Annotated in this window: 16 protein-coding genes; 10 read left to right on the top strand and 6 right to left on the bottom strand. The window is 49.4% G+C overall.

Annotated elements, in window-relative coordinates; genetic code table 11:
* Positions 1-130: 130 nt before the first annotated feature.
* The gene (locus ABT58_RS23465) at positions 131-1,609 is read left to right on the top strand and encodes a right-handed parallel beta-helix repeat-containing protein (RefSeq protein WP_158261714.1); all 1,479 of its coding nucleotides are present in this window, start codon (positions 131-133) and stop codon (positions 1,607-1,609) included.
* Positions 1,610-1,635: 26 nt separating this feature from the next.
* Here ABT58_RS23465 and ABT58_RS09350 read toward each other — a convergent pair whose 3' ends face one another.
* The 5 genes from ABT58_RS09350 to ABT58_RS09370 are packed head-to-tail and all read right to left on the bottom strand — an operon-like array spanning position 1,636 to position 7,298.
* Positions 1,636-2,430, bottom strand: coding sequence for a sulfotransferase family protein (locus ABT58_RS09350; protein WP_047874127.1), 795 nt, complete (start codon positions 2,428-2,430; stop codon positions 1,636-1,638).
* Positions 2,427-3,485 carry a glycosyltransferase family 2 protein gene (locus ABT58_RS09355; RefSeq protein WP_047874128.1) on the bottom strand — a complete coding sequence of 353 codons (1,059 nt, stop codon included), beginning with the start codon at positions 3,483-3,485 and terminating at the stop codon, positions 2,427-2,429. Before ABT58_RS09355 ends, ABT58_RS09350 begins: the two co-directional genes overlap by 4 nt.
* Complete coding sequence (locus tag ABT58_RS09360; protein WP_047874129.1) at positions 3,463-4,449, bottom strand: polysaccharide deacetylase family protein; 987 nt, start codon at positions 4,447-4,449, stop codon at positions 3,463-3,465. The genes ABT58_RS09355 and ABT58_RS09360 overlap by 23 nt, the downstream gene beginning before the upstream one ends.
* Positions 4,439-6,154, bottom strand: a complete 1,716-nt coding sequence (locus tag ABT58_RS09365; RefSeq protein WP_047874130.1) for an arsenate reductase/protein-tyrosine-phosphatase family protein — start codon at positions 6,152-6,154, stop codon at positions 4,439-4,441. The genes ABT58_RS09360 and ABT58_RS09365 overlap by 11 nt, the downstream gene beginning before the upstream one ends.
* 34 nt (positions 6,155-6,188) lie before the next feature.
* Positions 6,189-7,298 carry a GNAT family N-acetyltransferase gene (locus ABT58_RS09370; RefSeq protein ID WP_047874131.1) on the bottom strand — a complete coding sequence of 370 codons (1,110 nt, stop codon included), beginning with the start codon at positions 7,296-7,298 and terminating at the stop codon, positions 6,189-6,191.
* 181 nt (positions 7,299-7,479) lie between these two features.
* Here ABT58_RS09370 and prsT point away from each other — a divergent pair, with 181 nt between their 5' ends.
* From prsT to ABT58_RS09395, 5 genes are all read left to right on the top strand, one after another.
* Complete coding sequence (prsT, locus tag ABT58_RS09375) at positions 7,480-10,248, top strand: XrtA/PEP-CTERM system TPR-repeat protein PrsT (RefSeq protein ID WP_082211049.1); 2,769 nt, start codon at positions 7,480-7,482, stop codon at positions 10,246-10,248.
* Between the two features lie 25 nt (positions 10,249-10,273).
* Entirely contained in the window at positions 10,274-11,068 is a 795-nt protein-coding gene (locus ABT58_RS09380; RefSeq protein ID WP_205625317.1) for a S1 family peptidase, read from the top strand.
* Positions 11,065-11,484 carry a VanZ family protein gene (locus ABT58_RS09385; protein ID WP_047874134.1) on the top strand — a complete coding sequence of 140 codons (420 nt, stop codon included), beginning with the start codon at positions 11,065-11,067 and terminating at the stop codon, positions 11,482-11,484. The genes ABT58_RS09380 and ABT58_RS09385 overlap by 4 nt, the downstream gene beginning before the upstream one ends.
* Before the next feature lie 415 nt (positions 11,485-11,899).
* Positions 11,900-13,270, top strand: a complete 1,371-nt coding sequence (locus tag ABT58_RS09390; RefSeq protein ID WP_047874135.1) for a solute carrier family 23 protein — start codon at positions 11,900-11,902, stop codon at positions 13,268-13,270.
* Entirely contained in the window at positions 13,270-14,640 is a 1,371-nt protein-coding gene (locus ABT58_RS09395; RefSeq protein WP_047874136.1) for an amidohydrolase family protein, read from the top strand. Before ABT58_RS09390 ends, ABT58_RS09395 begins: the two co-directional genes overlap by 1 nt.
* Before the next feature lie 182 nt (positions 14,641-14,822).
* Here ABT58_RS09395 and mlc read toward each other — a convergent pair whose 3' ends face one another.
* Positions 14,823-16,037 carry a sugar metabolism global transcriptional regulator Mlc gene (mlc, locus tag ABT58_RS09400; RefSeq protein ID WP_047874258.1) on the bottom strand — a complete coding sequence of 405 codons (1,215 nt, stop codon included), beginning with the start codon at positions 16,035-16,037 and terminating at the stop codon, positions 14,823-14,825.
* A gap of 282 nt (positions 16,038-16,319) precedes the next feature.
* Here mlc and queE point away from each other — a divergent pair, with 282 nt between their 5' ends.
* The 4 genes from queE (at position 16,320) to ABT58_RS09420 (ending at position 22,438) form a co-directional block, all read left to right on the top strand.
* On the top strand, positions 16,320-16,988 hold the full coding sequence (gene queE / locus ABT58_RS09405; RefSeq protein ID WP_047874137.1) for a 7-carboxy-7-deazaguanine synthase QueE: 669 nt from the start codon (positions 16,320-16,322) through the stop codon (positions 16,986-16,988).
* 194 nt (positions 16,989-17,182) lie between these two features.
* The gene (locus ABT58_RS09410) at positions 17,183-20,053 is read left to right on the top strand and encodes a hypothetical protein (RefSeq protein WP_047874138.1); all 2,871 of its coding nucleotides are present in this window, start codon (positions 17,183-17,185) and stop codon (positions 20,051-20,053) included.
* A 309-nt stretch (positions 20,054-20,362) separates the two neighbouring features.
* A complete protein-coding gene (asnS, locus tag ABT58_RS09415; protein ID WP_047874139.1) occupies positions 20,363-21,763 on the top strand; it encodes an asparagine--tRNA ligase in 1,401 nt (466 codons plus the stop codon).
* Positions 21,764-21,868: 105 nt separating this feature from the next.
* A complete protein-coding gene (locus ABT58_RS09420; RefSeq protein WP_047874140.1) occupies positions 21,869-22,438 on the top strand; it encodes a hypothetical protein in 570 nt (189 codons plus the stop codon).
* The last annotated feature ends 74 nt before the right edge of the window (positions 22,439-22,512 follow it).

Here is a 22,512-nt window from a genome sequence, read left to right on the forward strand (position 1 = left end):
TCGAATACGCGTCATGATTAAGCATGGCACAAAACAAAAAAACACCATAATCTCACACCTCACAATATAGCCTGATGGTATATATTTGAGATATTCACTGCGACACAACATGCTATGGGACAACCTCATCATGCACGCATTCCTCAAAAAATACCTCCTCACCTGTGGGATCTTACTCAATGCCATCCTACTGGTGATAAGCATCAAAGGGGCGGCTCATGTCGGTAGTCAGGTCAATAACTTAGGTGAGTTCTTTCATCTGTCTGCCCAATGGATAAAACCCTATTCGGAGACGTCTGCTCAGGCATTGTTGTCCTTCTCTGAGCGTGTTACCCGCGCCCATTACTTTGAAGCACCTTTTGAGCCCTCACAGTGGCCCACCATTGGCCCTCAGCCATCACTACAGGCCTCATCACCCACCACCTCGTTAACCGCCCTCTCCCCATCAACGGCAACACTCACTGTCGACAATCCGCGCGCGTTAACGCTCGCTTTACGTCAGGTGGAACCGGGGCAAACCATCGTGATCCGCGACGGCCATTACGCTCTGAAAGGAAAACGATTTAATATCAGTAAAAAGCCGGGAACGGCTTTACTGCCCATTCGATTAATTGCCGAAACACGCGGCAACGTTACGCTGGCTTTAGACAGTCGAGAAGGCATTGTGATTGACCAGCCATATTGGCGTATTGAAGGCATTCATTTCATCGGCACCTGCCACTCTCACAGCCGTTGTGATCATGCGTTGCATATTGTTGGTGACGCCGATAATACACGGATTGCCCACAACACGTTTTACGACTTTAATGCCGCGATTAAAGTCAATAAAAGCGGGATTCAGTACCCTGATCAGGGTCTGATTGAACACAATATTTTTGGTAACCACCAGCCCCGCAACACCCATTATTCCGTCACGCCCATCAATGTGGATCACGGTAACGACTGGGTCGTACGGAAGAACATCATTCATGACTTCATTAAACTGGGAGGGAACCGTGTCAGTTACGGTGCGTTTATGAAAGGTGGCGTCACAGGCGGAATTTTTGAGCAAAATCTGGTGATCTGCAACACAAGCCAACAACGGTATCCGGGAAGTCAGGTCGGTTTATCTTTTGGTGGCGGGGGCATGAGCCAAGCTTCACGTCGGGATAACGCAAATTTTGAAGTCAGCGATACCATCATGCGAAACAATATCATCATGCACTGCAACGACGTCGGCATTTATAGCCAAAAAGCCGTCGATGTGACCGTACACAACAACACCCTCTACAACACCGCTGGTATTGATGTGCGCTTTCCTGTCTCAACGGCATCCGTATACAACAATATCTTGAATGGCCGAATAAAAGCGCGTGACGATGCCACACTTCAATCCGAAAACAACCTGATCTCAACGTACTCCTTCATACGAAACAATAACGGTCTCAATGCGATATTTTCGACGCCGCAAAATGGCATTTTCTCCGTCACCTCGCCAGAGGCATTGATTGATTATGCCATTGAAGCAAAACCCACTACGCAGACCCTGTTCGATTTTTGTGGTCATCACATTCATCAAAACACGGCCTACATAGGGGCGATTTACCAAGACGCGGGCTGCTTTCGTTAAGCGCTTTGTTCACGACATAACGGTTTTTATATCTCATTAACTGAGGAAATCGCTGCGCTTTCCTCAGCCCAGCTGCGGCTTTTCAGTAAGGTTCGGCAACGAACATACGCATCCTGACATTCCTGTAATAGCGCATCATCAATATCAGGTCGGGTGGTATCCCCTTCTTTGTTCAATATCTTCCCGGCATGAATATGCTGAGAACTGTCTCCGGCAAAACGCTCGCCGGTTTTACTGAATTGGCGGTAATCCTCCGGGAACGGCTGCGCTAACCCCATATAATGCTGTATTTTTTCCAGCGTCTGTTTTGAGTGACGTGTAATGTCTTCTGCATCGTAATACAGAAAACCCGGCTCTCTGGGCACTTGCTGGGCAAAATCGGCTATATCGTTTACTCGGTCACGATAATATTCTGCAGCATGCTGAGGCGTTGCACACGGATGCGCCGGATTATTTTTGGTATAGAGTTTAACAATGCTATTGATGGTTGCCATTGGCTCACGCAGTGCGATTAATAACAACGCATTTTTGTTATCAAACAAGGCCGGATTGACATAATGTTCGCTATGTAGCACCTTATCAAAATATACCGGTGTGGAGGGTTCTTCCGTATTCTGCTCATGAAACTTCAGCTTTTGATTGATAAAACTCTTCCAACTGTAATAGCCAATATGCATTTCATAGTAACCCGAGATATCCGGGTGACTGCCAATCACATGCGAAGTCACACTGGTATTCGCCCGCATATGGCTGACGAGAATGACATGTTTCTTTGGGATCAATAACTTCATTTTCAATAGCACATCTTGTACATCACTCATTTTGCAGTTCCCCCTTCCCCAATCGGAATCGCTTTTTTTGTCGGCACGCATTTTCTGATGCCAAGATAGACGGTATACGCCAGCCATTTCACATTGAAACCATCCGCCAGCGCCTGCCAGGCATACGCAAACGCTTTGGGATAGTCGCCTTGCTGGGCCAATTCTTCTGCAATGACTTTTAATTGGATACTCTTGCCATGCCGACAAGACGCAATCACCTCGGGATGACGCCCATATAAAATCCCTTTGTTATAGGTCCGTAGCTGGAAGACTTTTTTTTCTAAAATAGACACTCTTGTGGACGTGTTATTTTTCTGAGTATGGTCGGGAATGTTATGCCACGAATAAATATGCGGGTCATAGAGAATATGTTGGGCCTGATCAATGGCACGCAAATATAAATCCCGATCACTCTCATACCTTATATGTTCATCCATGCCACCAATACTGATGAAGAAATCGCGACGAAAAATGGAACAATTCAAATGGGCAAATCCACCACTTTGCAGTAAATCAGCGGCGCTCGTTTCATACACTTGTCGGTCTTTCGTCGGATAGTATTGACGCTTTTCAATCAGATCTTCTATCCAAATGGTTTCTTCACACCGTGTGCCATCCTGGTAATACGCAGCTTGGTTGGAGTAATACAGATCAACACCCTGTTTAGAGGCCAATGACTGATGCGCCTGACGAAGATAAGTCGGATCGGTCCAATAATCATCATCATCTAAGAAACACACATACTGCCCCTGCGCCAAAGACACACCGTGATTACGTACAAAACTGGGGCCATGGCCTGCCGCGCGGCGCATCAGCCGACTGACCGTTATCGGTGCATGATTTGCCGATGCAACGTTATATTGTGCGAAAATCTCATCATATTGAGCCAAATCGGCATCGTCACTGCCGTCATCAACGATGATGATCTCTTTCTCTTCAAGATCTTGCATCATCACAGACTGTAAAGCAGCCGCGAACATACCCGGACGATTACGAGTGGGAATAATCACAGAAAAAAAGGGAGAATGCGGTTTATCCATGGTGCTGTTTTGCATAGTGCCCTCCGGCTCGAAGAATGCTGGCGGGTGTGATCATTTCTGTATTCGGCACACCTTTAAACCATTTAATGAAATCCACAGTGGTATCAATAAAAACTTGTTGCTCATCCTGGCTGGAGACATAAGGCGTCATACCTTGCTTCACGGTCGGTGAATGAAATGACATGATCAGATGATCATGGCCCAACCGAATCTGGTTCTCCGTTGCCGTGATCATGTCATCCAAGTCACTGCCTTCCGGTGATAACCGATACGTTTTGACCCCCAGCAATTTTTTCACCACACGGCTTGCCAGCCCCTGATGACTTAACCAAGTCGGATTGTCATTTAACACCTTGGTCAACGGTGCAAACGCAGATAAACGACAACACGTATGCGGCAAATATGTAATTGCCCCTTCGGTGAATATCTTGTTGTTATATCGGCTAAAATCAGGGCCTTCCTGATGGGTAAAATCACTGAATGCGCTAATACTTAAATCCACCTTGTACCCCAACCGCTTCAGAATCGATGCGGTATTAGGGCCAATACCATAACGCCCAGCCAAATAGGTAACCGGACGCTGCCCGGTCACTGCTTCAATGGCCTCGGTAAGGGAGCGAAGTTTCTCAAATTCCAGTTCAGCGGTCAGATTACCCGGGTACGACAAAACATTCGCAACCTCGCCCTTATGATCGGATTGCTCATCAAACGGTGGCGTAACCCAGGGGTGCAAATGGGCGGCAAATTCAATATGGTGCTTTTCGTAACGCTGACAATGCGCGACCACCTGCTGCCCTCCATCGCTGGTCACAAACGGGTAATCCATTGCAAGGGTGACCTTGGCTCCCGCTTGGATCATCCCATCAATTAACGTGATTAATTCCAGATGGTGAGTCACCTGATCCTGATGTTGTTTGAACCCTCCAGACCAGTCGAACTCCTCCTCAGCATGAATCACAACGGCAAGCTTAGCGACCATACACATCCCTCTGATAACATCTCAACAAGTAGATAATGGCTTGTTCAATTTGGGTATAACAGGTTTTCACCCCATCCAGACCATGCCCATAAGGGTCGGCAACTTCATGTTGCATCTTGGCACTCAATGGGATCAAATCGGCTAAACAAAATGCGTTGGCAATATCGTAACTCGCACTAATGGTGCTACCGTTTCGCTCATCAAAATAGAACACAATATCGTCATCAAGCAGATCACTTTGCCGCAGGCATTTAGACCGGTGCTGCGCAAGGTTATGTTTAAACAACAGCGCTGCCGTCTGGGCCTCATCGGGGCTTTGTCTGTTCTCTGGCATATGAAAGCCAAATGATTCGATGCAGCCCTCAGGCAGCGCCCCCTGAAACAAGGATTTACAGACATGCTCGGCAAAAGGGCTGCGCATGATGTTGCCATAGCAGATAAAAACAATACGGCGATGAGGGTTTTCCTGAAACAGCGCTTTCAAACGCTGCTGGGTACGCACACTGCGGTATTTGAGTAAGAAAGGAAAACGGCGGCAGATACCTTGCGTGATTTGTGAAAGGATGCCGCCAACCTCTTGGATAAACGGCAAGGGATCGGCCCAGATAAAACTATCAATGCGCTCTTTCCCTAATCCGATGCGACCGTATTGGATGAGTCGATGCAACCCATCTCGTATCCCATCGCGACGCAACTGATAAAAATCTGCGGTTAAAGCGCGGGCATAGCGATTAACCGGATACGTCAGCACTGGCGTGACCGGCCGTTCCCCGGTCAGTAGAAAATGTGCGTAGGCTGCCGGGAAATCGACCCCGCAATAACACGCTAATGGCAATGACCCCCAAAACCGTGCATTCACCTCGACCAAAATCCATACTTGAGTCTGTGGATCACGCCGAAATTCAAACATCGCCACACCGGTAAAATGGGTTGCCTTGCACATGGCCATAACCGCATCTAATTGTGCCGGATCATGTGCCACACTTTGCCGGTATGAGCTGCCCCCACCATGCTTGGGTTCGGCTTCTCTTCGGTGGCTAAACGCCATATGGATCTCGCCATCCACAGAGAATACGGACACCCCTTCGCCGTACCCCGAAAAGAAGGCTTCGACCATCACAGGCTCAGCACCGGCTGGGATCTGGTTAAAGTCAGACGCTTGATGAACAATCGACACATTTTGCCGCTTATTAAGCCCATTTTCGTCAAATGATTGCAGAGGCTTGATCACAAATCGCTCACCAAACTCTTTCGCCAATGCGTCGTAGTGGGTGTCTGACAACTGCACCAACTTACCTTTCGCAACGGGCACATCACACGATAGCGCTAATTGCTTGGTTTTCCACTTATCGAAAAGCACATCCAGCGCTCGATCATTCGCTATCGCCAACTGGGTATTGGCCGGCAGTGTGTCTTTCACCGACCAAAGCGGATAAATGGCACGTTCATCACAGGGAATAATGACATCGTAACGATATCGCGCGATAAGCTGCTGCACGGCCACCAGCCATTGCGCCTGTGAATAAGCCTGATAGTTATAGTACTTCGCAATCTTGATGTATCGACTGGCAAGGGCGGGACTGGTACGGTCATAACAGACGACATGCACGTCATACCCGGCTTTTCCTAACGAGCGGATCACACTTAAAAAACTGCGCGTGTCCTCCCCCAGGATCAATGCTGTTGGTGTTCGTCCTTGCTGCATATGCTGCCACCTTCGCCTTACTTTCGCGTGATTTTTACTCTTCAGAAACTTGCAAGCGGTGCTTAAAATCCCGAATCGTGTTTTCTACATGCAGTGCCAAGCTCGGTTGTTGGAATGCATACACGGCCAAACCCGATTCCATATTGGCAAACGTGCGCTTATAACGGGTCGCGCCCCCCATAAAGTCGTAACGTGACGCCCCGTCAGCCAGTGCTTGGTTAATCAATAAATAATGCGCAACCAATCCTGGCTTAGCGTGGGTGATCGGCACATCATAGTTCAGGGCACTCAAATAAAAGTACACCTGCCCATGCCAATGGAAGTTGTACATGATGGCTACCGTATGCTCACCGGCGGTAATTTTGCTGACGGCTAAAACGTCATGATTGCGGACACACATCAGGTGATGAAAACGCATAAAATAGGGATTAACAAAGCCGCTCTGTCCGGGCTGGCTCCCCCAACGCTTGACATGCAGTGGGTGTGCTTCTTCAAGCAAGGCCTTAATGGCTTCTGGCGTTGTGGCTGTCGACACCGCCAATTTCCCCAATGCGGCATATTGACGCATACTGCGCCGAATTTGATAACGCGCACTGCGGGATATCGCCTGATCAAGACGCCGATGTCGAGCCTTCAATCGCTCAAGATCCAACGTATACGTTTTGGTTTCCCAAATGCATTGCCGAGCCAGATTGGGGATGACCGTGGCGGGGAATGTGTCGCTCTCACACGCCCCAATCACTAACACCTCTTTCTTGACGAGCTTTCGCATTACGGTCGATAACATGCGCTGGCGAATCTGTGATTCTTGCCCTTTTAGCATCAAGAAGTCGTTGTATTCGATCCAAATCTGGTCAAACCGGGTCTCACCCGTTCGGTGCAAATAATAGCGTTTCTTTAACCCGAGACCGGCTTTATGCCGCGCTTCAACAATGATCCCCAACCCCACTATCTGGTTGCCTTGCCGGGCTTCAATCAGATAAAAATTGCCGACAAAACAATCCAGCCAGCACCCGATCCAACGCCAAGAGAGAAAAAAATTGGCACAGGCCTGTTGCTCCAACGCTTGCCACACCTGTGCCAGCCAGACTCTGTCCGGATTGAAAAAAACTTCACATTGCATGTTATTTTTTTGTCTATCCATCACTCATCCATCACTGTGCTTAGTCTGACAGTAGTCACCCGATTTTTAATAAGAATAGACAGGAATATTCCTAATGAACAAATCAGCAATGCTGCGGATTAGCATAAATTTATCGCTTCACATGAGATTATTCTTACTAAGATTACTTCAATGGACTAATTCGTAATGACGTGAGGTTTCTATGGAATGTCGGCTACTTTCGTTTTTCAAATCTAGCAGTACGGCACTTGCACTTTCTTTGTTGCTAACCGCTTGTAATACAGAAACCCCGGAAGAGCATATATCCAATGCCCGAAGTTATTTGTCTGAAGGAAATATTAACGCCGCCATTCTGGAACTTAAAAATGCCATCCAACAAGCGCCTGAAAACATTGAATCCCGCCACTTGCTTGCGGCAACCTATCTACAATTAGGTAATTTTGCTGCGGCTGAAAAAGAATTCAGTCGTGCACTGCGTAATGGTGGCGATCCAAATATTCTGACGCCTTATCTGGCGCAAAGTCTGTTTGGACAAAGTGATGTCAGGGCCTTAGAAAAATTGCTGAGCCATTCCCACATGGACGATCCCTCCGCCAGAGCAAATGTATTAGGGATCCATGCTGTTGTGTTGCTGCAACACGGTAAAACGGAAGAAGCCGAAGAGGCGCTCCAGCAAGCCCAATCCCTCGATAAAGACGCCTTTTATGTGATACTGGCTCACAGCAGTCTTTTAGCCGAACAGCAGCAAGTCGAACAAGCGCGTAAACAACTGCACACGCTACAAGAAAGCTTTAAAAACAACAGCCATTTATTGCTGATTTTAGGGCATATTGAATTAGCCAGCGGCCATTATACTGACGCCATTGAAGCCTATTCACAGGCTGTCACCCTCTCGCCGATGGCCATTCACTACAATCTTTTTCTGGCACAAGCCTTGGTCAGGGATAAACAATACAACAGAGCGGAACCGTATACTGACCGCCTTCTCAGCATTCACCCAACCCACGCACTCGCCAATGAGCTGAAAGCCATCATCTTGTACGATCGGGAAGAATATTCCGATGCCAAATCACACGCGGATGTGGCGATCAAAAATGGGTCTCAAAACCATGGCGCGATGATCATCTCAGGGGTCACAGCTTACAAGCAGGGTAACTACGATGAGGCCAATCGTCACTTTGCCCGTGTCGCCCCCTTTGTGGACACTGACCACTTTATCAAGCGTCTGTTTGCTTCAACACAATTCCAGCTGGGCAATATGGACGGTGCCCTTTCCACGCTTCAGGCCTTTGACTTGTCCTTGAAAGAAAATAACGATTTCACCAGCCAAATGAGCCTAGAGTTCGCCCGCATTGGCCGAAACAATGATGCGATGGCATTGGCAACCAAAGCACACACGCACGACATCGATAATGCCGCATTACGTTTAGGTCTGATCCAACTGGCCAATAACAATGAAAACGGGATTCAGCTACTCAACGACGTCCTGAGTAAACAGCCCGCCTCTACCGATGCCAACCTCGGGCTCATTTATTACTACCTCAATAACGATAAAAATGCCCAAGCGACAAAAGCGATTGACCAATGGCTCGCGGCCTCCCCTGACGACCCCATTGCGACCATGCTCAAGGGACACATGGCCCTGCAACAAAAGCGCTATGACAACGCTGAATCGTATTTTAAAAAAGCGGCCAAGCTCGATCCTAACAACCTGACCGCACAGTTATCATTAAGCCAGTTGCACTTTGTTAAAGGCGAAAAAGAGACGGCGTTTCAAGATACCTTCGCCCTGGCTGTACAGCATATGGATAACTATGTGGTTGCCAAATACCTCTTCAAATATGCCCTCACGGAGGCACAACGTCAGCAAGCCTTAACGCTGTATAAAGAGCATGTGGCCGACCACCCTGATAATTTAGATACGCGAATGATTCTGGCCCGTAGTTACGGCACATTAGATAACTATGGCGAAGCCATTAGCCTGCTAAAAGATCTTCCCCCTAATCAGCAGTCTGCCGATAGCTGGAGCTTCCTCACGTTGCTGTACTTTAAGCAAAATGCTTACCGTAAAGCGTTACATGCGGCCAACCAGTGGCTAGAACGGGATCCCCTGAATCCTGAAGCTTACATCCGCACCATTCAAATCAGCGAACTGACCGGTAACTACTCAAGCGGGGTGAATGTTGCTAATCAGGCATTAACACTTTTCAGTGACCAACCTGAATTTACCCTGATGAAAGCGGGTCTGCTGATCAAAGATAAGCAGTACGACACAGGGCAGGCATTGCTCAATGCACAACCTGCTGACATTCAACAAAATGTGTACTTCTTACGCTTACAAGGTGAAATGTACAACGCGCAAAAAGAGTATTCAAAAGCCATCCCGCTCTACAAAAAGCGCTACGAGACACAACCCAGCTTATCTGCCGCGAAAGATTTAGCGGTAGCCTACGCACAAAATAACCAAACCGAAAAAGCCGCTGCATTCTTAGAAAGTGTCATCAAAGAGTATGGTGAAGCTGCTGAGCCATTAACGATTCTGTTGGCACAAATGCAACTAAAAGATAAGCCTGAACAGGCAATTACCCACTACCAGAGCGTCTTGGCGAAAGAGCCCAATAACGTTATTGCTCTGAATAACCTCGCTTGGTTATACATGAGGAAAAATGACATCACTCAAGCCTGCCAGTCGGCGAAAAAAGCCTACCAGCTCGCCAGTGAAGCGCCCGAAATACAAGATACATATGGTTACTGCCTACTCAAAGCGGGCAATACACGCAAATCCATGGCAACATTAAAAACAGCGTATGAAAACTTATCAAGCAGTGTGGAAATAGGCTTGCACTATGCTGAAAGTCTGATCATGAATCATCAATTTGAACAAGCCAAAGTCATTCTTGATCAACTGTCACCGACAGATGCCAAGCATCAACAGCAAAAACAAAAGCTGTTAGATAGCCTCACCCCTTAGTGCCCAATACGTCGCAGGAGTTATCATGCCATCACGCGGGCACACAGGGTTAACGCCAATGCGTATCTGGGGAAAAATCGGGAGAATAATGGGCATGGCGCTGCTCTGCGTCATGTCTTTTCCCTGTTGGGCAGGATTACCCGAGACCATCGCCAATATGAAGCCGTCTATTGTCGGAGTCGGGACCTACAACCGCCTGGCGACACCTCGCGCACAGTTGCACGGCACAGGCTTTGTGGTGGGGCCACACCTGATTGCCACCAATGCCCATGTGGTTGATCCTAACCTGTCACCCTCACAGAAAACATCCTTTGTGATTTTCGTGGGCAAAGGCCGGCAACCAGAAGTGCGCCAAGCTACTGTCATTGCCCGTGATCCCCGCCATGACTTAGCCTTATTACGCGTGACCGGCAACGCCCTGCCACCGGTCACCCTATCAACCCGCACGGTGAGAGAAGGAGAAATGTACAGCTTTACGGGGTTTCCCATCGGGGCGATTCTGGGGCTGCATCCCGCCACTCACCAAGGCATTGTCGCGAGCATCACGCCCATCGCCATTCCCGCTCGCAACGCCAAAGAACTGTCCATACAGCAACTGAAACAACTCAAACGTCCGTACAATGTCTATCAATTCGATGCCACCGCCTACCCCGGTAACAGCGGCAGCCCCGTGTACCACCCCGACACCGGAGAAGTGATCGCGGTGATCAATAAAGTCTTTGTCAAAGCCAGCCGAGAATCTGCTCTGACCGATCCCAGCGCGATTACCTACGCTATCCCCATAAAACACCTGATAACACTGATGAAGCAGTCCCCATGATGTCATATTCCAATAAGCTACCGCATACACTCAAATCGCTCAGTTGTTGGCTGGTATTCATCGCCTACTCCGGGTGGATTGGTTTCATTTCACTCAGCCACGCAGCACAACCCGGTGATCTGACCGATTTGAATCAATACGGCATCATGGCATTGGATAAATTCTTACATTTCGGGGCTTATGGGCTGTTCGTCTATCTCGGTTATTACACCGTTTCAGCAACACATTTCCGCCTGTGCTGTATCATGATTGCTGGATATGGTTTTGGTTTAGAAATGATGCAAGGGAACGTCCCGGGGCGGGAAGCGGCACTGGATGACGGCATCGCCAATCTTATGGGCGTGATCGTTGGCTATTACGCCATGAAATGGCTGACTGGGTTAAAACATCAACGCTCTCACCGCCGTGAAAACTGAATGCGCAATCGCCCAGCGACCTCCGGCTGTTATCTGCCCACGGCAAGGGAACAAACAAAAAGAAAAACACGATAAATTGATGATAACCATCAAAATATTTCATCACACTGCAGAGCCTACCTTAGACCTTAACTATATTACTGATATTTATATAAATTAGTGCACCGTCACACTTTTCCCATCAGCAACACCTCTGCACCCCACATAAAGCAAACGCTTGCGCAAACGATTAACTCAAGTACAATCGCGGCACTTCCTCCACGGTGACACAAGCACAACGCACGTGCTTTATCTCATCATCACCCAAACAACCTGGATCGGCACATGCTACCCCATCGGTCGGCATGGGCTTTGTACAACCTGAAGATGGCACTGCACGTTTTTCCGTGCGTGATATCGCTATAGCGTTATTGTTATGACTACAACACACACACAACCAACAACGACTCACTCCATTGACGAGAAAATCTCCATCCCACGTTCATTGTCATTGGGCGCTCAACATGTACTGGCGATGGATCTGTATATCGTACCGATCATTCTGGCCAGCTTACTGTCATTAACCGTGGCTGATACCTCTTCGCTGATCCAAATGACGTTTGTGGTCGCTGGCTTAGCGACCATTATTCAGTCCCGTGGTCTGCTCAAACTGCCGGTGATGCAAGGACCGTCTTACATTCCTATCGGTGCCATTGCCGCTATCGGTAAAAGCATGGGCATGGGTGCGGTGTATGGCGCGCTGATCCCTGTAGCGATTTTTGTTGCCCTGCTCGGCAAGCCGCTCAATCTGTTCAGCAAAATTGTCCGCAAATTCGTGCCCCCTATTGTCGGCGGTACCGTGATCATCGTGGTCGGTATCTCCCTGCTGCCTATCGCGTTTAACGGTATTTACAGCGGTGAGCAAGCCAGCCAAAACATTGTGATTGCGCTGGTGAGCATGACGTCGCTTTGTAGCTTCATTCTGCTTGGTTGCATGTGTAAGCAACTGCACTGGCTGCGTCTAACCTCCGTATTGGGTGCCATTGTACTGGGTACCATTACCGCTTCATTTTACGGCATGACGGATTTCTCCTCTGTGGCTCAAGCGGCCTGGGTACAGTTGCCAAGCCTACTGCCTTTCGGCGAGCTGACATTTGACCCGATTGCCATTCTGACCATGCTGTTCATCTCCATGATTGTACTGGTAGAAACCACGGGCACCTGGTGTGCCGTCAGTGCGGTAACCGGCGTGCCTTTGGAAGATGATCGTCTAAACCGTGGTGCTACCGGCGAAGCGGTCGGCCACTTCATTTGTTCCTTCATCGGCGGAAGCCCTGTCACCGGTTACTCCACCAATGCCGGCATTATTGCGGTCACCGGTGTATCTTCACGCCGCGCCATCATTGCCGGTGGTTTCATTCTGCTGCTATTGGGCTTGATGCCAAAACTGACCAGCGTGATAGCCTCGATTCCGCATGCAGTGATCTCCGGTATTTTCACCGTGATCTGTGTGGTGATTGCCATGAACGGTTTCCGTGTGGTGCAAAACATCAACCTGTCTGAGCGCAACATGCTAGTGATTGGTCTGCCTATCATGCTGTCACTGGGTGCGGTACTAATGCCACGTGAATTGGTGTATGCCCTGCCTGAATTGGTTGGCTACTTGGTCAATTCCGGTATCGCCATTGGCGCACTGGCTGCCGTGATCCTGAACTTCGTCCTTCCTGAAGATGCACAACCGGAAGTCACAAAGACAACTGAAAATACAGTAACCGCAGAAAACGCGACCATCGCAGAGGTGAAATAATGCACGCATTCCATGACATTCAATTTGCCCTGCAGGCAGACACGTTTCACGCGCCCGTAAAAGGCCAGTTTGCTTTTCATCCAGACTTCTTGTTGCTGATCAACATCGACGGCGACATTGCGGCCACTTACACCAGCGATCATCCGCACTATGCGGACGTGCGCCAAACCCTCGTGGCACAAGATAAACTGAAGGTGCTGGAAAAAGGCCAGTACCTGATGCCTGGGTTGGTTGATTTACACTGCCACGCGCCACAATGGCCGCAAGCGGGTAAAGGGTTGGATTTGCCGCTGTATGACTGGTTACAGAACTACACCTTCCCGCTAGAAAACCGTTACCAAGATTTGGCGTTTGCTGCCCCGATTTATCAGGATGTCACACGCACCTTGTTGGCAAACGGCACCACCAGCGCCGTGTACTTTGCTTCCATTGACCGAGCTGCCACTGAATTGCTTGCTCAGCAGTGTATGGATCTCGGTCAACGCGCTTATGTGGGCAAAATCAACATGGACAACACGGAACAGTGTCCGCCTTACTACTGCGAACAAAACATCACCGCCGCGTTGGATGATACCGATGCGTTCATTCACAACGTATTAGCGATAAAAGGCAATGAAAACCGTTTGGTACAACCGGTGATCACCCCGCGCTTTGTGCCAAGCTGTACGCCAGACATGCTCAACCAACTGGGCAAGCGTGTTCAGCAGTACGATTTACACATGCAAACCCACTGTTCGGAAAGCGATTGGGCGCGTGATTATGCCAAGCAGCACTATGGCAAAACCGACGTGCAGATCTACGCCGATGCGGGCCTGTTAAACCACAAATCGGTACTGGCTCACTCCATCTTTTTGACCGAAGAGGATGTGTCGATGATCAAAGCGTACCGTGCGGGTATCGGCCACTGCCCGCTTTCCAACATGTTCTTTGCCAATGCCGCCATGCAAACCCGTGAACTGCTCGACAGCGGTGTACAGATCGGCTTAGGCAGTGACATTGCAGGCGCACCATCACCGTCGATTTTCCGCGCGGCCTTTGATGCGGTCAGCCACTCTCGCGTACGTGAAGAAGGGGTAGATGTGAGGCTATCGGCAGGTCAGCGCGGTACCGCCAATGCCCGTATCAGCTTTGTAGAAGCGTTCTGGATGGCCACCGCCGGCGGTGCCAGTGTGTTAGATGCCAATACCGGTATCCTTGAAACCGGTCGTCATTTTGATGCCATCGTGATTGAAGCCAATACCACCATTGGTAACCTGCGCATTTGGCCGGAATTTGATACACCGCGTGACATTCTGGAAAAAATCATCTGCTTGGCCCAGAAAGAAAACGTTAAACGTGTCTGGGTGCAGGGAAAAGACGTTTTACGTTAAACCAGTATCTTTAGCACCGGTATTTCAAACAAATACGCTCTAAATAAAAAAGCCCCCTCAGTGAATATCACGAGGGGGCTTTTTGTTGCGGATTATTTTACGAGCTTCAAGGCTATGTAAAATGCTACATGACGTGCTACGTGGTAGCAGAATGCGATGAGAGGGGTATTCGCGTGATTGTATTAACCTTCAATCAACTTCATCAGCAAGTGGCCGTCATACATCGCTTGCTTCACCAAAGCAGCCCCCGGCATGGTGGCTTGGGTATAGAAACAGCTTTGATCAATCACCAAATCTTTGTTGTAAACCGGCAGTGACTGGGTACGAATACAATCCATGATGGCCGGGTATAACACGTCTTTTGCGCGGTTAAATTCGCCACCGATCAGAATTTTTTCCGGGTTAAACAGGTTCACCATAATCGCAATGGCTTGACCCAAATGATGGCCTAACTCAATGATCACCTGTCGTGCCAATGTATCGCCAGCGACTGCCGCATCACAGATTTTCTCAATGCTTAAACTCTGGCCATGCAACTGCGAAGGATGCCCTTCTCGCAAACGCTGCTCGACCTGCTCAATCACCGCTTTCAAGCTGGCGACGGTTTCCAGACAACCGTGGTTACCACAGAAACAACGCTTACCGTACGGCTTGATCTGAATATGGCCCAATTCGCCCACATTGCCGATACGGCCTTGCAAAATCACGTTGTCGAGCACAATACCTGCCCCCACCCCGTGATGAATAGAAATCAAAATAGAATTGGCCACATCTTGCGAATTACCAAACAATTTTTCTGCCAACGCCCATGAACGGGTATCGTTACCCACAAACACCGGCAAGCCCGTGGCTTCATGGATTGCAGGCCCTAATTCAAGGTTATGCACATGGTAGTGTGGCATTTGCAGCACCATGCCTGCATCGGAATTCACCAAGCCCGGCAATGACACCGCAATGGCCGTAATACGGTCCAATTCACTGACGTGGTTAGCAAAGAACGTATGGATTTCTGCAATCAGTTTGCTGAGCACTTCATTTTGCTCCAGCACGTCCACTTCCTGGCGCTCTTCCACCAGAATATCGCCGCCCAATTCATGCAACGCGATGGTCAAATAGCCGCGCCCTAAACGGATGGACATGAACTGCCAGCCTTCATTCGCCGGTACCAAACCAATCGCAGGACGACCGCGACTGCTTGATTCCTGAATCGCGGTTTCTTTGATCAGGTGAGCATCGATCAGCTCACGGGTAATTTTGGTAATACTGGCGGGGGCTAACTGACTGCGTTTTGACAACTCAATCCGAGAGATAGGCCCATAAAGGTCAATAAGCTTATAGACGCTGCCGGCATTGTTTCTTTTTATATGGTCGATATGACCAGGCTGAGCGACATACATGCCTACACTCCCGAAAAAATCCATCAATACATTTGCATCTTGAATTTTTTTACTTTGCGAAGTAATTGTGAAGTTCATATTTCTAAGGACGTGACCAGAGTCACGATGAGGGCGAAACTTTACAGAGAAATATGCTCTAAAGCTCATTTTTGAACTCTCAATATGCTGCTTTTTTTAGTCGCGAAATTTATCTCCAACAACAGAAGACAAGACAGCTCCCGGTGATTTTGTAATAATGTTCCGCTGCACAAAAAATACTATTAACTCGCCACGAGGTTTGCGGTGTACAAAATCAACGAAATGTTTGAAACCATTCAAGGTGAAGGGGTGTTTACTGGCGTACCTGCCATTTTCGTTCGCCTTCAAGTCTGTCCTGTAGGCTGTGCATGGTGTGATACCAAGCAAACATGGAGCGCGGAACCGCAAGATGAGACCACCATTGAGACCATCATGGCCAAAACCGGTGACTCACCGTTATGGACCACCTTAGATGCCGATGGCGTTGTGGCCCTGCTTGTTGATCAACAATATACCGCAAAACATGTGGTGATCACCGGCGGTGAACCGTGCATTTACGACCTTCGTCCACTGACGATGGCGCTAGAAACGGCCGGTTTCCAATGCCAAATTGAAACCAGTGGCACCTCAGAGGTTCAGGTGACCGATAACACGTGGGTCACCGTGTCGCCAAAAATCAACATGAAAGCGAAACTGCCGGTGTTGGCTTGTGCCTTAGAACGTGCCGATGAAATTAAGCACCCGGTCGGCACTGAAAAAGACATCGAACAATTGGATGCTCTACTTGCAGGTAAAGCACTGAAGCCAGCCGTGACGATTGCCCTGCAACCGATCAGCCAAAAGCCACGTGCAACCGAACTGTGTATCGACACCTGCATCAAGCGCAACTGGCGTCTGTCTATCCAGACTCACAAATACTTGGCGATCGCGTAATTTCACCTCCTCTATCGCCTTCTTTCTCGCCGTCTCATCGGCAGTGAGATTCTTGCGGCTGTCTCAACCCTACGACAGCCGCCCAATCTGCAAGACACGTCTCCCTTCTTAACATTGCACTTTTTTTCACTCCCTATACTGAGCAAAAAAGCAATAACTCTTGCTGTTTGTTTACGACTGTTTGGGGAAAGCGTATGCGCCGTTATCTGGGAATCACCCTCTGGGCTGCCTGCAGCCTGCTCCTTGCTGCCTGTGGCGGCGGCACCGATGCACCAACACCGGTCGCGGGGACACCAACACCGGTTTCTAACACCTTTACTGTCTCGGTAGATGTACCAAGCGGTATGTCACTGTCTCAGCATAAAACGACGTGGTTTCCGACCGCCTATGCCGATGCGGTGCAAGATCTGACCGAACAAAATTTTGCGGCCGTTTGGCTGGATGACACCGGCCGCGTGTTTGAGTCTATCGATATCACGCGCTGGCTCTCTCTGGGCGATGGCCGCTATGAACTGGATGCAGGGACCCAATTTCGCATCAATGCCGTCTTGTTAATCGATCCTGCTGGCGTGCCGGTCTACACCTTAGGGGAACCGCTGCCAGAAGGCTTGTACATGATCCCGCTGGCCACCGAACGATTGGCCATCACACTGGAATCCTCACTGGCCTATTACGGCTTTACCCAACGGGTGGTCGAAGATGGCGGCTGGGGGGTATTTCGCGAGATTTTTGAAGATGCACCACAAGGCCGCGTATTGTTTGCCCTGCAAGACATCAACAACATGGCCGTTGATTTACGTGACACCCTGTTTCCGAAAATCAGCGTACAAGGGTTAACCCTGAAAGAACTGATGACGCTGTCGATTGTGCAGTCCATGACCGCAGGACGCGTCGAACGCTTCTTTACGGAGCAGGCCGCCGCCATTGCCGATATTCAAGCGATCCTGAGTGACGGTTACTGGCAAGTCGGCAGCTTTGCTAATAACAGTGGCAGCGGTATTTTGGTCGACAGCACCCAATATGATGGCGTAGAGACCACCATCAATGAATTCCGCTGGGAGAAATCCGGCAACACTGATATCGCACTGAGCGAGTTCTTCACCTATTTCAGTGAATCCACCGCCTTTGGTACGGAAGACATTACCCATCAGGTACTCACCAGTGGCGGCTGGAAAGGTTTATTCAGCTACCTACAAGTGGTATTTGCCACCCAAACCACAGCCCTGCTGACCGATGCCGCCCTGACACAAGACGATGAAGCAGGTATCACCCTTGATGCCAATGTGTACAGCTTGAACGGCAAAAAAATGCATGACTTTTTATCAAGCAAAGACAACCACTACGTCACCCGCTACATCAAGGATGACGCCACTTTTGACGAAGGTGCGTCCGGGTTTTACTTCACCTGGCGCCCAGAAAAAGAAACCTACCTGCTGTGTGATACCAGCAACGATCAAGACACTTGCCGCGTTTTCCCGATCATCACCCCCGATGCAGGCTACACCACGCTGGATGAGGTGATCACCCCACTGGTAAACATCGGGCCGGACATTACTGACGTCAACGGCTTTCAGCTCAGTGATAACGTCATTGTCGAACTGATCGATGATAATTTTTTCACCGTGCGTTACTGGACCAACGTGGCGGCCGATGAATGGACGATTCAGGAAATCGGCGCATGGGCCCCGACCACCGTTGGCGGACAATCGCTGATCCGCTTTGATGTACCGGATATCATCAAGCAACTGGCAACCAACTACCGCTTTAACAGCGCCAATCTGTTTTTGGTCGAAGACCGAGGCTTTGTGAATATCGGGGAAACCTTGCTGGAAAATACCGAATATCACTACTCAGGTTTTGATAATGACGCCAAGGCACAGATCATCAGTGCCGCCAGTCGCGATAATCTGCCACCGTTTGGCAATTGTGACTTTGGTAATACCTCACAAGCGACGGCAGGCCTGTTCCTCAATGCCGTCACCGAGTGTGGCGGGGACGAGCGTTTCAACCAACCCCGTATCGATAGCATGATTGATCACTCACTGGTTCAAATTGCCGCCGACGGGGAGATCAGTGCCATGATCTTGCGTGAAGATGGCACGTGGGAGCAGTATCGCCACACTGAACTGGATGCGGGCAACCGCGAATGGACCCTCACTGCCGACAGCTATTTAGCCCTCGTGCCCGACGCCAATGATCTGGCCACTTTTAACTACTGGGCACTGACTAACTTCGACTACACGTTAAATTTGTTGGCCATTAAGCAATTTAGCCAAACCGATAACGGGGCCACCATCAATAACCTGATGGCACGCCAATATGCACCAAACAGTCTGGCCGCCTGTACCACCAATGATTCGGGTTGGGATCAAGCCACCACCACGCCCGTCACGACACGAACCTTGGATGAATTCAATACCCAGGCCGCGCAATGTAAAACCATTTGGTTTGACCGCGACCCTGTCTTCACGGAAACCCTTCTGGTGGGCAACACCGGGGATACCAGTGACGATAAAGCCCTGCAGTTTGCCAGCGACAGTTCACGCTTCCTGAAGCTGAGCGATAACTTTTCCGGTGACTTCTTCTTGGGGCAGTACATTGATTCAGACGGCTGTGGCTTTAACATCGACATCCGCTGGAAAATTGAAGACGACGGCACGCTGTATTACGAAGCCATTGATGGATCGATGAATGAACGCATTGTACTGACCGATACGGACGGGCTGAAATTGTCTATCAAGGCCTTCAATCACCAGGCCCGCTGGCAAACAGATGAAACACTGCAATTCGCAGCCACCGACGGGGAAATGTGGAGTGACATTGTCACCTTGATCGATACCAGCGATGTACCGAACGTGGTGCCCATTGAAGCCCCCGAACCGACCCCGCCAGCAGAAGGCGAAACGGGTGATGGTACGGCCGGTGATGGCACTGGCGGTGAAAAAAGCGGTGACACAGGCGGTGAAAATTCAGAGACACCAGAAGAGCCAGCTGGGCCTCCTGCCGGCACCATTCTCAATGATGGCCAACAATGTGCGTTCCTTGAGGAACCCCCTGCACCTTAACCACATCGTTCGATAACAAAAATGAAAAGCACACCGCGCCACCCCAACCATGGAAGGTGGCGCGTTTTTCTTCCTGTACACACAAGCCCAAGACGCCCCCAACACACACCGCCTTGCACACAATTCGCGCATTTATTGTGCTTTCTTCTCTACATTTCGCGCAATCGCACCATCAAATTACTCTTTAAGGTAATAACAAGGCTTGAAGCGAAACGTAAGACAGGTAATATGTGGTCTTTGGACTGTGTTGAAGGTGGTTTTTCCCTTCATTAACACAAGTAAAGTGCCTTAACGGAGAATAATTTACACATGACTTACGCGCCTGTAACAGACGTACTTAGCGGTAAGCTCGCGGTAGACAGTGAAGTCACTGTTCGCGGCTGGATCCGTTCACGTCGTGATTCCAAAGCTGGAATCTCTTTCCTTGCCATTTATGACGGCTCTTGTTTCGACCCGATTCAGGCCGTGGTCCCTAATGAGTTAAATAATTACCAGGAAGAAGTACTTAAACTGACCACTGGTTGCTCTGTTGAGGTAACAGGTAAAATTGTTGCATCTCCAGCGAAGGGACAAGACTTTGAACTAGCTGCAACGGAAGTAAAAGTAGTGGGCTGGGTGGCAGAACCTGACACTTACCCAATGGCGAAAACACGCCACTCTATTGAATACCTCCGTGAAGTTGCACACCTACGTCCACGTACTAACGTGATCGGTGCAGTTGCGCGTGTACGTAACTGTCTGTCACAAGCTATCCACCGTTTCTACCACGAGCAAGGCTTCTTCTGGATGTCTGCGCCACTGATCACAGCCTCTGACTGTGAAGGTGCTGGTGAAATGTTCCGTGTATCTACGCTAGACATGGCAAACGTGCCAATGACTGACGCGGGTACTGTGGATTTCGATAAAGATTTCTTCGGTAAAGAAACGTTCCTAACGGTTTCTGGTCAGTTGAACGCTGAAGCTTACGCATGTGCCCTGAGCAAAGTGTACACCTTCGGCCCAACGTTCCGTGCTGAAAACTCAAACACCAGCCGTCACCTGGCGGAATTCTGGATGGTTGAGCCAGAAGTTGCGTTCGCAGAGCTAGACGATGTGGCGAAACTGGCAGAAGACATGCTGAAGTATGTCTTCAAAGCGGTACTGGAAGAGCGTCGTGATGACCTTGAGTTCTTCGCAGAGCGCATCAACAAAGATGCTATCTCTCGCCTAGAGCAGTTCGTGACCTCTGACTTCGCACAGGTTGACTACACTGACGCTATCCAGATCCTAAAAGATTCTGGCCGCGACTTTGAGTTCGACGTTGAGTGGGGCATCGACATGTCTTCTGAGCACGAGCGCTACCTGGCTGAAGAACACTTCAAAGCCCCTGTGGTTGTGAAGAACTACCCGAAAGACATCAAAGCGTTCTACATGCGTATGAACGACGACGGTAAGACCGTTGCGGCGATGGACGTACTTGCACCGGGCATCGGTGAAATCATCGGTGGTTCTCAGCGTGAAGAGCGTCTTGAGCTACTAGACAAGCGTATGGTTGAAATGGGTATCGACCCTGAGCACATGGACTGGTACCGCGACCTACGTCGTTACGGCACAGTACCACACGCTGGTTTCGGCCTAGGCTTCGAGCGTTTGGTAACATACGTAACCGGTATGGCGAACATCCGTGATGTGATCCCATTCCCACGTGCACCACGCTCTGCAAACTTCTAATTGACGTTATCTGGCATTGTCGCCAACGCGGTAATGCGAAATACGCTCTCAAAAGGCTACCTTCGGGTAGCCTTTTTTATAACGACGACACACGATGAGCCTATCATGATCAGAGAAAGTGCCCTGTTACCCGCTAGCCAATGGTCAAAACCCTTGGTATCTGAAGTGGCTGAAATCATTAACCTGTTGAAAGACTACGGTTATGATGCCGCAACCCTTGCCCGCCTGACAGGCATGCAAGAGAAAAAGATGTCTGACTGGATGTCTCGCTACAAACGCGAACCTGAAAATGTCTCAGAAATCCCCTACCCGTGCTGGTGTTTCTTAGCCGCACTGGCGGGCAGACCAAACATTCAAAATAACGGGAAACCGATTGAAGTCGATGCCCGCAAAGTGATGCGAGCCTTCAAACCGACGGCCTTTAGAAACCACACGGCCTTTGAAATGCCGACAGAAAAAGAGTTCAACCGTGTGATTGGCGACAACACGTTCACAGGCATCACGATCGACAGCCTGTGCGACGCGTTTTTATGGAAACCGGCACAGTTGGCAACAAGCCTGGAGAAAGGCACGCTGCCATTCTTGAACTGGTGTTTGATCCTGATGCTATGCGGCTTCAATATTCAGAAGATGCTGCTTAACCAGCACGACGGCGACATTCTGATCAATCAGTAAGCTGGCTCAGATAGCTCTCCAGACAAACAAAAAGCATCATCAGATAAACAAAAGGCTACCCTCGCAGGTAGCCT

The organism is Photobacterium aphoticum (assembly GCF_001029435.1).
Taxonomy (GTDB): domain Bacteria; phylum Pseudomonadota; class Gammaproteobacteria; order Enterobacterales; family Vibrionaceae; genus Photobacterium; species Photobacterium aphoticum.